Genomic DNA, 13,059 nt, shown 5'->3' with positions numbered 1-13,059 from the left:
TTAATCTATCCGTTCTTTCCAAGAGCGCAACTCACTGTCGCCAGCGGCGTACCGCCCTCGTTGTGGCGCTCATATAGACCTCACTCTCTCCCAGAGTCAACAGACATATCGAAAAAAAATGCACTTTTTTCGTTTTTTTATGTCGATTCAATCTTACCGTGTGCCGGCTAACGATTACACCTCAAAAATGGCCCAAAAAATCGCATCCAAAGTTTCAAAAAAGGCGAAAATTTTCCGCCAGAAATGTTTATCCCCACTTTCAGAACCGAAAAACGCTCGAAAAAAATGCGTCTTAGAGCATTTTGAAGCCTTTTTGACAGAATCAACGCCCTTTTTTCAAGAATCACGTCTCACAGACAAGAATCACCCTGATTTTGCGGCATGTCTGGAACGTTCGCGCTATCGGCCAATTGGATAGCCTGTGATTTATGGTCGTCTCTTCGAGTCTGTCTTTTTTGATTCCCGCAATGTTTCGGATCGACCAATGTTTTTTTCTGTATACGTCTTCACTCACATGCATTAATTCGAGGACTTCGTGTTTTCGAACTTTCTCATCTTCTTTTGCATTTACGGTTGATTCCACTGATCCTGCGAGACCAGTTGCGGAACGGGGGCACCCCCGCCCCATACTGACAGTGTTATAAAGTTCGCAACTCTCGTTTCGTAATCATGAATTCAACTGATCACCCGAGGAGAGAAATTTGCGTTCTTAAAAAACTTTGCTCGGCTGGTCGATTTTGAAAGACATAGACCGACCAATAAGTTTTTAAACCCGAAGTGCCACCAACTACACGAAAATGAAAACTTGCTATCCGATAGGCGTGGCAACGTTTTTCAGCATTTAAATGCAATTATTCCATTGAAGTTCCCGAAAAAATGAAAATTTTCATTTTTGTTTGAAATGACAGAACAAAAAACCGGTCGTTCCATCGCGGCAAACCGTTATTCGGGCAACTTACCGATTTTCCCGAGAGTCAAAGGATTTTTACGGTTTTAAATTGGGAAACACAGACGACATATAAAATGACGGAGAGCGCATCACTTCATAAAAATGAAACAGATATAGAAGAGGTGTGAAATTATTTGACTGGCTCCTCTAATGGAAAATGCATCGGTCAAAACATGTCGGGAGTATCACCCAAATTGACGACAGGCTCCTGCAATCTCGTCTGCCCCTATCCTGATACACACAATTCGGTGACGCAAACGCTCTCGCTCAATAAGTAACGTCCACTTTTAAAAAAGGGAGAAAATACAAGTCATAAGACTTGCAGGATGTTATTAAGCACCTGAATGAATCAAATTTACCCTGTTATATCGGCGACAAACAGGCGTTGAAGTATTTCGAACGCTAACCGGCGTCGAAAACAAACAGTTTTACGGCATCGCAATAACAGGTTCGATGGCAAAGAAAGATGCTTGCACACTATTTGCCGACGGAATCTTACTTATCGCGGGTTAGACAATTGACCAAATTATCGGCGAGGTTGGCGATCAATTCCGGATAGAGACCTGAACCTTCCGGTAATGATTGTCCCAACGGGTCAAGCATGCCGACTTTGGCAGACGTATTTTCAATAACGACATCAACAAGTTTATTCGGATATTGCGGCTCGGCAAAAACACAAACGACATTTTCCTTGCCGATGGTGTTTTTGATTGCACTCAGTCGTTGAGCACCTGGCTGACGTTCAGGGTCAAGTGCCACCGAACCGACTGCATGAAGACCGAAACGATGTTCGAAATAATGGTAAGCATCATGAAAAACGATAAAATTTTTGTCACGGAATGGTGAAATAGTTTCTTTTATATTCTGCTCGGTGTCGGCAAGCACTTTATCATAGGCTTTCGCATTATTATGATAGATATCCGCATGATCGGGGTCTTTTTTAGCAAGAACATCGGCTACATAAATGACAACTTTCCGGGCATTCTCGGGGTCAAGCCAGAAATGGAAATCCATTGCGTGTCCATCTTTACCACTATGGCTATGGTTTTCATCTTCGCCTTCGAACAAACCACCTTCTCTGATCGGGAGAAGCTCGACACCGGGTGCAGCAGAAAGCGCAATCATCCGGTCTTTGACACCGAGATTTTCTATCGGTTTGGCAAGAAAAAGCTCCATATCGGGATTTGCTATAAAAATAATGTCGGCTTCAGACAACATTTTCGCATCTGATGGCTTTAACGCATATCCATGTTCCGAGCCGGCCTGTTTAACAATCAACGCCGGTGTACCCAATTTTCCCATAACTGCGGCGACCAATGAATGAAGTGGTTTGATGGAAACCACTACCTGAGGGACCGAAGACGCTTGTGCTTTGATGACGGAGACGAAAATCAGCACGCATGCAGCCATTGTATAATAAAGAGACCGAAACAATTTTAACCTTTAAATGTTACTTTATTACATTACAGTTTTGTATTAAGCCAGTTGTTGAAGAAGTGCAAGGCGTTTGCCGTCAAACTTTAGTGTAGTGAAGGAGGAATCATAGTTGAGCTTAGGCTGATTTTCATGACTGAAGATTGGATAATGACAAGTCAAAACTTTGATTGGCAGAATCTGATTGGCAGAAACTATGGTTGATTGCATGAAACGATTTGAGGATTGGAAAAATGGATAAAGAATGGCTGTTGTCGCTTACAAAAGCAGGCATCGAACGCAATGGTCGCTGGCTTGTCCATGATATAGATCTTGATATCTATCGTGGTGAAATCGTTACACTGATTGGTCCGAACGGTTCGGGAAAATCAACCACAGCAAAAATGGCATTGGGAATTTTGAAGCCATCAGCGGGGACTGTGACCAGAAAAGCAGGCTTGCGCATCGGCTATGTGCCGCAAAGATTGGTGATTGACCCATCCCTACCTTTGACGGTTCGCCGTTTCATGACATTGACAGCCAAACTTGATGCCCAAAAACTGGCATCGGTTTTGAGCGAGACAGGCGTTGCCGATTTGGAAAATACCAATGTCGCCGATCTTTCGGGCGGGGAATTGCAGCGGGTGCTTCTTGCACGATCGATTGCGAGAAAACCTGATCTTCTTGTTCTCGACGAACCTTTGCAAGGGGTCGACTATAATGGAGAAACCGAACTTTACGGGTTGATTGCGAGCCTGCGCAAAAAACTTGATTGCGGCATTCTTCTCATTTCCCATGATCTTCATATTGTCATGGCAGCTACCGATCGCGTGATTTGTTTAAACGGCCATATTTGCTGCAGCGGAGCACCAACCGAGGTTGCACAAAGCGAAGCTTACGGGCGCCTTGTCGGTGCAATACCCGAAAACGGTCTGGCACTTTATGAGCATCATCATAACCACCGGCATAACATTCATGGTGCTGTCATCAACACTCCGGCCGGAAAAACAACCAAAAATATCGGAGCCAACGACAATGCTTGACGATTATCTTGTAAGAGCGTTTTTAGCGGGAATTGGCGTGGCATTGATGGCGGGGCCACTCGGCTGTTTTATTGTTTGGCAAAAACTTGCCTATTTTGGCGATACTATGGCCCATTCGGCTTTGCTCGGTGTCGCTTTTGCCTTACTTTTCAACATTGATACGGTAATTGGTGTTTTCCTTGTTGCAGTCATTGTTTCGATTGCACTCTTTATTCTTCAGGCGAAAGAAAAACTGTCGGGCGATTCGCTTCTCGGCATCCTTGCCCATGCAACACTGGCAATCGGGCTTATCCTGATTGGCTTCATGACCTGGACAAATATTGATATCAATAGCTACCTGTTCGGCGATATTCTGGCTGTCTCCCGCACAGATGTGTTGACGGTGTGGATCGGATGCGCCGTCGTTCTTGTTGTGCTTTTTCTCTTGTGGCGTCCGCTTCTCGCACTGACGATCAATATCGACATGGCGAAGGCAGAAAATATGAAGCCGGAACGCGCCCGTTTCATTTTTATGTTGCTTATGGCCATTGTTATTGCGGTTGCCATAAATATCATCGGTATACTTCTGATTACGGCACTTCTCATTATTCCTGCTGCCACTGCGCGGCGTTTTTCATCAACCCCTGAACAAATGGCCATTCTTGCTGCTTTGATCGGTATTATCGGAACGGTTCTCGGGCTTTACGCCTCGATCCGGTTTGACAGCCGTTCGGGCCCCAGCGTTGTTGTTGCACTGTTTATCCTGTTTATTGCAAGCAGACTGATAAGTGGAGTAATCAAGGAATTTTCCCATGACAGATAAGCTCACCCGTAACCAGATGTTGGTGCTTTCAGTCCTCGAAAAAGAACAGGCGCCATTAAGCGCCTATACAATACTTGACAGGTTGCATGGAGAAGGCTTTCGCGCGCCATTGCAAGTGTATCGTGCACTTCAAAAACTTGTTTCCGCAAAACTGGTTCACAAGCTCGAAAGCGTCAATGCTTTTATGGCGTGTTCACATCCCGACCAGCATAATCATGGGCTTACGGTCTTTATCATTTGTGAAAACTGTAATCGGGTTGCGGAAATCGAAAATCCGCTTATTGCAGAAAATATTCTTCAAATGACACGAAAAGAAGGCTTTTTACCGCGCACAACGACGATAGAAATTCGCGGATTATGCACCAGATGCAACCCGAAGCGGGTCTGAAGCGTTGTCGGTGTGTCCATTTTATTGACGGTTGAACCCGTTTTGGTTAAACACCGCACTCTTTCATCAGACTTGGAAGCCTTGTCCCATGACAGATTTTTCTAACAGCACAAACAAGACAACTCAGGCCAAACAACGCCCGCACAAAAAAATTGCGATAGCGATTGCAATTATTGCAGCCATTGCAGTTTTGTGGCTGGGGTTTAGGTGGCTTACCGAATGGCGTTTTCTCGTCACAACAGATGATGCTTATGTGCAAGGCGATATTGCCTCGATTGCCCCAAAGGTCAACGGCTATATCAATGACATTCCGGTTGAAACCAACCATTATGTCAAAAAAGGCGATGTGCTGTTTCGTCTTGATGATGGCGATTATAAAATCGCCTATGACGAAGCAGAAGCAAAACTTCAAACGCAAAGCCGTACACTTGCGCGGATTGAGGCGCAGATTGCCGCTTCCAAAACGTCGCTTGACGAAGCCAATGCACAAAAGGACGCGGCCAATGCAGTCGCCGTTAATGCCGACATTACGTTAAAACGTGCAAAAGAGCTGAATGTCGGAAGTTTCGTTGCAAAATCGGCTGTCGATAACGCCCAATCGGCTTACGACCAAGCTGTTGCCAATGTCACCCGTGCCAATGCCCAAATTGCGGCAGCAGCTGCCAACATCACGGTTCTTGAAGCACAACATGACGAGGCGGTAAGCGAAACCAAAAGTCTTGAACTCGCACGCGACAAGGCCCGTCGCGACCTTGATTTTACAGTGTTGCGCGCGCCTTTTGATGGTGTTTTGGGAAATCTTGCCGGTAAAAAAGGTGATTATGTCGTCAACGGACAGCGTTTGGCCGCACTGGTTCCTGTTAATGCGCTTTACATTGACGCCAACTATAAAGAAACCCAGCTGCCTTCAATCTATGGCGGTGAAAAAGTGCGCATCTCTGTCGACGGGCTTGATGGCGAAAGCTTTGAAGGCACGGTCGTTTCATTGTCGCCTGCATCAGGTGCTGTTTTTTCGCTTTTACCTCCTCAAAATGCCACCGGAAATTTTACCAAAATTGTCCAGCGTGTTCCGGTCAGAATTTCGATACCTGAAAATATTCTGGCAACAGGGCGCATTCGTGCCGGCATGAGCGTAGTTGTCAGCGTCGACATGCGCACAAAACCGGAAGGTGCAAAATCATTGGCAACGAAGTGAGGTATTGATGACCGCTGCCAGTCCCCCCCACATGGAAGAGCATATTGAGCCGAAAAAAATCGTGGCCTTCGTGGCCATGGTTTTCGGCATGTTCATGGCTATTCTCGACATCCAGATTGTCTCTGCATCCTTGTCGGAAATACAGGCGGGACTTTCGGCAAGCTCGGATGAAATAGCCTGGGTGCAGACGTCTTATCTCATTGCCGAGGTTATTATGATCCCGTTATCGGGATTTTTGGGTCGGTTGTTATCAACGCGTGTGCTTTTTACAATTTCGGCTGCCGGTTTTACTGTTGCATCCGCCCTTTGTGCAACAGCCGGCTCGATTGAACAGATGATTGCCTACCGTGCCCTTCAGGGCTTTATCGGTGGCGGCATGATTCCAAGCGTGTTTGCGGCAGCCTTTACCATTTTCCCGCCTTCAAAACAGCCGATTGTTTCTCCCATTATCGGACTGGTGGCAACGCTTGCCCCCACGATTGGCCCGACAGTCGGCGGTTATCTGAGCCATGCTTTTTCATGGCATTGGCTGTTTCTTGTCAATGTGCCCTTCGGGATCCTCGTAACCATTGCTTCATGGAAGCTCATTGATTTTGATAAAGGCGACAGCTCGCTTTTCCAATCCTTCGACTGGTTCGGTTTAATTACCATGGCGACCTTTCTCGGCTCCCTTGAATATGTGCTTGAAGAAGGTCCGCGCAATGACTGGATGGAAGACGAAATGATCTTCCGTTTTACCATTGTCATGGGTGTTTCTGCCGTTCTGTTTTTCTGGCGCGTACTGACAGCGAAAAACCCGATTGTCGATCTCAAGGCCTTTGTAAATCTGAATTTCGCACTCGGTTCGATTTTTTCTTTCGTTATGGGCATCGGACTTTACGGACTTACCTATCTTTATCCGCTCTATCTTGGCGAAATTCGTGGTTATGACGCCTTGATGATCGGCGAGACGATGTTTGTTTCCGGCTTGATGATGTTTTTTTCCGCCCCCCTTGCCGGTTTTCTTTCGACCAAGCTTGACCCGCGTTTAATGATGGGGCTTGGTTTTGCGGGTTTTGGCTGGGGAACCTGGCTCGTCACCGGAATGACATCCGACTGGGATTTCTGGGAACTGTTCTGGCCGCAAATTTTACGTGGCGGCTCGCTCATCCTGTGTATGGTGCCGATCAACAACATTGCACTTGGCACACTTTCAGCTGAAAAACTTAAAAACGCATCCGGTCTTTTCAACCTCACCCGTAATCTCGGTGGTGCTGTGGGGCTTGCAATCATCAACACCATTATCATGCGGCGTACCGATTTTCATTATGAGCGACTGTCCGAAAGCGTGCAATGGGGAAACCGGCAGGCGATTGACCTGTTGAATGCTTTGGCAAACAAACTTGATATGGCAGGCTTGAACCCGAAGAATTCGGCTTTGATGCAGCTCTATAATATTGTCCGCCAGCAAGCGACAGTCATGGCCTTTATCGACGCTTTCTTTATTCTTACTCTCTTGTTCGCAATTCTGACACTTCTGGTTTTTGCTGTAAAAAAACCGAAAACATTAAGCGGTGGAGTTGGCGGGCATTAATGTGCGAAAGGCTAAAAAAGCAAAAACCGATCAAGGGTTTTGCTTTTTTTACGCTTCTCGCGTAAGTATAGCTTATGACAATTGCCAGCGAATGGACATTTCCGACTGATATTCTGTTGCGGCCCAAAAGCCTTGCAGCACTTGGCTCCGTGTTCGAAAAAAACGGGGTCAAAGCCGTTATGGTTTTGACCGATCGCGGTCTTAGCCAATCACCGGCATTGAAAAAACTGCTCAAACGCATTGACAAATTGAAATTGCCGTTCGGCGTTTTTTCTTCGCTCGACGGAACTGCCTCCAGAGAAACATTGGAATTGACTGTTCGGCTTTATTTGAGCGGCGGTTTCAATGCTATTCTTGCCTTTGGCGGTGGAGCAGCAATAGATCTTGCCAAACTAACCCGCCTGTTTTGTGCAAAAGGCGCGAATGTCAAAACACTTGAAGTCCCCTCGCTTTATACGCCTCTCCCCTCGCTTGTTGCAATGCCGACACTTGCCGGAAGCGGTGCAGAAATCAGTGATAACGCCTACATTATCGACAATAGCAACAATACCGGTTTTACAATACATGACAAACGCATGATGCCGCCATGCGTTGTAGCCGATCCGGTTTTAACAGGGTCTGCACCTGCTATTTTTATAGCCGGCGCGGGTATGCATGCACTTACCAATGCGATTGGTAGCTGGTGCTATCCGACATTCAATCCCGTTTCGGATGCTCTGGCACTCGAAACAGCCCGCCTCGTTTTTGCCTATTTGCCAAAAGCAGTCAGTGACCGTTCAAATAATGAAGCGCAAATGGCAATGGCATCCGCCTCGCTCACTGGTGCACTTGCGGCAAAGAAAGGCTTAGGCATGACCAGCGCCCTCGCCCGATCGATAAGCAATCGTTACCAAACGCATTTCGGCATGACTGCAGGTGTGCTTTTGCCTTATGTCGTGGCTTATAACCAATCGGCAGTGGGAAGCAGAATTGCAACGCTTGCCGAGCGCCTTAATATAAAAGGTGGTTTCAACGGCTTTATCCGCCATCTGTTGAATTTGCGAAAATCGGCCAATGTTCCAACAAAATTGGCAGGCTTGACAAAAGATCAGAAAATCAAAGCAAAAGACAAGGCATTGATTGAAAATGTCGCCGTTGAAGACCAAGGGCCGGATGAACCAACTGTCCGGCTTTCCAAAAAAACAGCGCTTGCCATTTTGAATGCAGCAATTGCCGGAAAAATGAACCGCAAAAAATAATTAAAGCGGATTTTTCCTCGCAATCAGCGCTATAATAACACATTTCTTTTGGAATTTTCCACTTGGCTCACACGAGCGGACAAGAAAAACCGTCATTAAAAAAATACCGCGACATTTTGCACTTAACCGCAACCGCCAGAACCATGAGCTTCCCGAAGCTTTTCTCCCCTTTCAGACAGAAAATCCGAAGTTCGGCTCCGGAAGCCCTTTCAGCGTTAAAACCGGATGGACAAGAAAATAGATGGGCTTTTTGACTGTAAATTGAGAATTGGACAAGTTTCCAATCATTCGCGTGATAGTAATCTTCAAGATCCTTTCTCCATAGATACCCCGCGACATGAGATATTTGGGCGAGAAGGAATAAGCCGAATGATAAAAAAACGCCCGCAGAAAACTACGGGCGTAAATTGCTGCTTATATCGGGTTTTGACCTATCAGATGACATAAGACCGGATTGGCTCGAAACCGTTAAAAGCTACAGAAGCATAGGTCGTTGTATAAGCACCGGTTCCTTCAATCAGGATTTCATCACCAACAGTGAGTGAAATCGGCAAAGGATAAGGTGTTTTTTCATACATCACATCGGCTGAATCGCAGGTTGGTCCGGCAAGAACGCATGGTACTTTTTCGTCATCGTCCTTGGCTGTTTCAATCGGATAGCGGATAGCTTCATCCATTGTTTCGGCAAGACCGTTGAATTTGCCGACATCAAGATAAACCCAGCGCAACTTGTCATTTTCCGATTTTTTGGAAACCAGAACAACTTCAGAGCGGATAACGCCGGCATTTCCGACCATACCGCGTCCCGGCTCAATGATTGTTTCGGGAATGCGATTGCCAAAATGTTTTGAAAGGCTATCAAAAATCGCCATGCCATAAGCTTGTGCCGATGGCACATCTTTCAAATAGCGTGTCGGGAAACCACCGCCCATATTGACAAGTTTCAACACAATGCCTTCCTTGGCCAGTGTTCTGAAAACTTTGGAAGCATCTGCCAACGCACGATCCCACGCATTCAGATTTGTCTGCTGTGAGCCGACATGGAAAGAAACGCCATAGGCATTCAAACCCAATTCGTGGGCACGACGCAAAACCGAAACAGCCATTTCCGGCACACAACCGAATTTGCGTGAAAGCGGCCATTCGGCACCTTCACCATCTGTCAAAACGCGACAGAAAACACGCGCACCGGGGGCAGCACGGGCAACTTTTTCAACTTCTTCGACACAATCGACTGCATAAAGTGAAACACCCAATTCATAAGCGCGGGCAATATCGCGCTCTTTTTTGATGGTGTTGCCGAAAGAAATACGATCCGGTGTTGCACCGGCATCAAGAACCATTTCAATCTCGGCGACAGTGGCCGTATCGAAAGATGAACCAAGCGACACCAACAAACGTAGTATTTCCGGTGCCGGATTGGCTTTTACTGCATAAAAAATGCGTGATTGGGGAAGTGCTTTGACAAAGCCTTCATAGTTTTCACGCACAACATCAAGATCCAGAATCATGCACGGGCCTTCAGGGCGTCGTGTTGCGAGGAAATCACGAATACGTTGAGTTGCCATTTCGGTTCTCCTTAGGAAACCCTTCGGGTTCCCCAAATCTTGCTTCTCGTGGCATCAGTCACGATCAGCCCATGGACAAAGTGCAAGGTCTATATTCGTTTCAACCGGTTATTGGAGGTACCGGAAAAAACTCGATAAAACTTGCGGCGATGGAACAGCGCGCTAACGCATTGCTCCGCTTTGTCTGCCTTTTGATTGGAATAACGAAAACCGCATCCGCACGGAAGGCAATGAGGTGTGCCTCTTCAGTAATTCCGACTTTTGGACAGCCGAAAGACACCAGAAAGGCCCGCACCGTCGTTGCTTCAAGATGTCCCCATTCTTTCGGTTGGCCGTAAGAATGACTGGAGCGGTTAGGTCCAGGTACCGTACCGGTTTTTCTCACCATTCGAGGACCGGCGGACACCCACAGGCACGTGCGACTTTGGGCGAAGATGCATATAAGCGCAATGGAGCAACCTTTCAATATTTTTTTTGGACTTCAGACAATTTTATTTAGGCTCGTTCCAATATTGGACATTCTGTTGTTTGCAATAAAAATTGGTGGCGTCGACAGTTAAAAACAGGGCTTGTTTTTCTGAAAAACTGGTCGTTGTTAAACGACATGCGTTTCTGTTAATGAAAGACAAAGCCCACCTCTTTAAAAAACAGCTTGTGGGCACGCCGTTTCGGAAAGGGGTAAAATTCTTGGGGTTATTGACGAGAATACGGGGCTTTCTAGAAGTGGTCGAAGCCGGCGGTTTTTCGGCGGCCGCGCGCAAGACACACAAATCGAAAGCGCTCCTTTCAAAACATGTTCATGAACTTGAAGACGAATTGGGCGCTGTCCTTTTGAACCGGACAACCCGCCAATTATCTTTGACTGAAGCAGGCCAGGCTTATTATCCACGTGCTTTGGAGATTATCAAGGAACTCGACGACCTTAATGACACAATTACACACTCCAATAAAATCACCCATGGGCGAATAAAAGTCGGTACATCACGCACTTTTGCAGATGCTCCGATCGGTCAATCACTCATCGATTTTCTGTCAGCTTATACGGATATCCACCTTGATATCAGTCTTGATGACCGGTTCGTCGACCTTGTGAATGAAGGTTTCGACCTTGCTATCCGCATTACCGACATGCAGGATTCCTCCCTTATCCAACGAAAACTTATGGATATCCGTTCGGTTGTCGTCGCCTCTCCCAAACTCTTGAAAAACATAAATGTTCCGGAAACACCGCGCGATTTGAAATCGCTTCCCTGCCTTGTCGACAGAAACAACCTGAATTCCGACCATTGGCTATTCAAAGACCGTGACGGCAGCTCTTTTTCGGTTGCTATTTCAGGACGCATGGCAACAAATGGCCCAATCATTATAAAAAGGGCTGCCATTGCCGGTATCGGATTTGCCCGAATTCCTTTTTTTATAGCCGAAAAGGAACTTGAAGCGGGCCTTATCAAAACTGTTCTTGATGATTTTATGACAGACGGCGCAGGCCTTTATATTGTCTATCCGCAAAAGCGCTACTTACCGGCAAAGGTGCGCATGTTTATTGATTATCTGGTCGAATGGTTCAAGAATTATGAACAAAAGGGGAAAACAAAAATCAATGCTTCCAACTCGTAGAACACGTTCGCCCTTTCAATAAAACCCGCCCCTTCAGTAAACAAAATGCCAAGATGTAACCGGAGGTTTCAAGAAAAAACCGGACGGCTCGAAACAAGACAAACAGCCCGATCAAGCATCCGGTTAAAAAAACAGTCCCGATTTTTCAACCCCACAAAACCTTTGAACAAATAATAGACACTCGCAGCCTGTTAGCGAAAAATTGTGTTCCAGTTATTTATTTGTTCCGGTTGTTTCGAGGCCCTTCAAAAGGGGCGAGTAAGAGGGGGAGCCGAGTAAGGAGGGGGCCAGTAAAAATCTGCTTCATGAGCAGAATGCAACATTTTTGACGACAATATTTTAGCCGCGCCTTTGCTTTAAAGTTTTCTGCCCACGGCAACTGACAATGAGAAGGACAAGAAAACTAGCGTAAAAAGCTTACAATTGCCTGTTCGATATGTTGTTCGAGATCCTTCGGCAGTCCGAGTTTATTCATAAGATTATCAAGATATTTGCGGTTATCAGGCTTTTCCGGATCAAGTGTCATACGGGAAGCGACATAAAGTTCGGTCTTTTGTTCGTCACTATTCACATTGCTGACAAGGTTGTCGAGATCAACAGGCTTGTTCAACTCATCCATCAGAAAAGCGGCTGTTTTTTGGTCAATTCCCGAACTCGCAATTTTGTTTTTTATCAACTCCCGTTCCTTGTCATCGACATGACCATCGGCTTTGGCAGCCGTTATCATTGCCCGAACCAATGTCAGGGCAAAATCGCCATTATGATCGGCACCGGTTTGACCGACTTCTGTCATATCAACTTTGGAATTGGCATTATCATCATGTTTTTCAAAGTTTTTCAAAGCGTTGAAAGCAACACTGGCAATGGCCGCCAAACCGCCACCTTTTATCAAGCCTTCAAGAATATTGCCTTTTTCGTTGCCGGCAAAAAGTCCGCCTATGAGATCAACGACCGAAAAGGGAGAAGATGGCGTCGAGGAAGTCGACTGGTTTGTAACAGCTTTTGAAGCGGAATTATCGGGGGTCAGCAAATCTTTAAAAATCTGTTTGGTATCAATCATCGTCGTCTCCGTTTTGTGAAACTCCCGCTTCTTTGATGAAAAGAGATAGCGCCCGTTAGCACTATTACAAGCTTTCCCAAAAGCAAAAATGATGCGAAAATACCAAAGAATATCCCCCTTGAACGGCGCGATAAAACGGCAATATTTTTCCGTTATGCCATGACCGGCTTTCTGAACATCATTTCAAAAAATCGGCTAAGCCCCGCCATTTCA

General features: G+C 46.2%; 11 protein-coding genes. 7 read left to right on the top strand and 4 right to left on the bottom strand.

Translation table 11 applies throughout. The features are described from left to right. Positions 1-1,444 precede the first annotated feature (1,444 nt). On the bottom strand, positions 1,445-2,359 hold the full coding sequence (locus H3V14_RS10700; RefSeq protein WP_198228571.1) for a zinc ABC transporter substrate-binding protein: 915 nt from the start codon (positions 2,357-2,359) through the stop codon (positions 1,445-1,447). A 257-nt stretch (positions 2,360-2,616) separates the two neighbouring features. Here H3V14_RS10700 and H3V14_RS10695 point away from each other — a divergent pair, with 257 nt between their 5' ends. The 6 genes from H3V14_RS10695 to H3V14_RS10670 all read left to right on the top strand — a co-directional run bounded on the left by H3V14_RS10695 (position 2,617) and on the right by H3V14_RS10670 (position 8,601). Beyond that, positions 2,617-3,405: a metal ABC transporter ATP-binding protein gene (locus tag H3V14_RS10695; protein WP_198228564.1), complete on the top strand. Its 789-nt coding sequence runs from the start codon at positions 2,617-2,619 to the stop codon at positions 3,403-3,405. Next, complete coding sequence (locus tag H3V14_RS10690) at positions 3,398-4,207, top strand: iron chelate uptake ABC transporter family permease subunit (protein ID WP_198228562.1); 810 nt, start codon at positions 3,398-3,400, stop codon at positions 4,205-4,207. The genes H3V14_RS10695 and H3V14_RS10690 overlap by 8 nt, the downstream gene beginning before the upstream one ends. After that, positions 4,197-4,595, top strand: coding sequence for a Fur family transcriptional regulator (locus H3V14_RS10685; RefSeq protein ID WP_075869166.1), 399 nt, complete (start codon positions 4,197-4,199; stop codon positions 4,593-4,595). Before H3V14_RS10690 ends, H3V14_RS10685 begins: the two co-directional genes overlap by 11 nt. An 88-nt stretch (positions 4,596-4,683) precedes the next feature. After that, positions 4,684-5,790, top strand: coding sequence for an HlyD family secretion protein (locus H3V14_RS10680; RefSeq protein WP_198228560.1), 1,107 nt, complete (start codon positions 4,684-4,686; stop codon positions 5,788-5,790). Positions 5,791-5,797: 7 nt separating this feature from the next. Further along, positions 5,798-7,363, top strand: coding sequence for a DHA2 family efflux MFS transporter permease subunit (locus tag H3V14_RS10675; protein WP_198228558.1), 1,566 nt, complete (start codon positions 5,798-5,800; stop codon positions 7,361-7,363). A gap of 74 nt (positions 7,364-7,437) precedes the next feature. After that, positions 7,438-8,601, top strand: a complete 1,164-nt coding sequence (locus H3V14_RS10670) for an iron-containing alcohol dehydrogenase (protein WP_198228556.1) — start codon at positions 7,438-7,440, stop codon at positions 8,599-8,601. A 434-nt stretch (positions 8,602-9,035) separates the two neighbouring features. Here H3V14_RS10670 and H3V14_RS10665 read toward each other — a convergent pair whose 3' ends face one another. After that, positions 9,036-10,169 (bottom strand): type III PLP-dependent enzyme, encoded by a 1,134-nt coding sequence (locus H3V14_RS10665; RefSeq protein ID WP_198228554.1) that lies wholly within the window; start codon positions 10,167-10,169, stop codon positions 9,036-9,038. A gap of 100 nt (positions 10,170-10,269) precedes the next feature. Continuing rightward, positions 10,270-10,557 carry a hypothetical protein gene (locus tag H3V14_RS10660; RefSeq protein ID WP_198228552.1) on the bottom strand — a complete coding sequence of 96 codons (288 nt, stop codon included), beginning with the start codon at positions 10,555-10,557 and terminating at the stop codon, positions 10,270-10,272. Between the two features lie 299 nt (positions 10,558-10,856). Between H3V14_RS10660 and H3V14_RS10655 the strand changes: the two genes are divergently transcribed. Next, positions 10,857-11,786 carry a LysR family transcriptional regulator gene (locus H3V14_RS10655; protein WP_198228576.1) on the top strand — a complete coding sequence of 310 codons (930 nt, stop codon included), beginning with the start codon at positions 10,857-10,859 and terminating at the stop codon, positions 11,784-11,786. Between the two features lie 403 nt (positions 11,787-12,189). Here the strand turns inward: H3V14_RS10655 and H3V14_RS10650 are convergent, their stop codons facing one another. After that, on the bottom strand, positions 12,190-12,846 hold the full coding sequence (locus H3V14_RS10650; protein ID WP_198228550.1) for a tellurite resistance TerB family protein: 657 nt from the start codon (positions 12,844-12,846) through the stop codon (positions 12,190-12,192). Between the last annotated feature and the right edge of the window lie 213 nt (positions 12,847-13,059).

Origin of the sequence: Bartonella sp. W8151, assembly GCF_016100385.1 — a bacterium.
GTDB classification, from domain to species: Bacteria; Pseudomonadota; Alphaproteobacteria; order Rhizobiales; family Rhizobiaceae; genus Bartonella; species Bartonella apis.
This window is presented reverse-complemented; position numbering and strand designations above follow the sequence as displayed.